We start from the raw sequence: 257 nt of genomic DNA on the forward strand, positions 1-257 counted from the left end.
GCTTTAGCCTCTGCATGCCGTACACTGAGACCGAAGCGAACACGGCCATCGTCGCTGGTGTAAAACCACTTGCCGGCGAGTGTGAAGTTATCGCTACGAGAATGCTCCCGATAGCCGCCGACGCTCTGGTAACCGAAGGTATAATTTTGCGACCAATTACCCTCTTCTATGCCTTTGACAATTTGGATTTGCTCGGTATCGAAGCTGCCGTAGCTAACTCGTGCCTCGCCGTAATTACCGCCGGTACGGGTGATGAT

The 257-nt window shown here is 52.9% G+C and carries 1 pseudogene; it reads right to left on the reverse strand.

Annotation, left to right across the window (positions count from 1 at the left end):
- Window positions 1-257: pseudogene (locus tag QN347_RS20320) on the reverse strand (TonB-dependent receptor); the annotation flags it as partial.

It is taken from the genome of Sphingomonas sp. 10B4, assembly GCF_035019905.1.
GTDB classification, from domain to species: domain Bacteria; phylum Pseudomonadota; class Alphaproteobacteria; order Sphingomonadales; family Sphingomonadaceae; genus Sphingomonas; species Sphingomonas glacialis.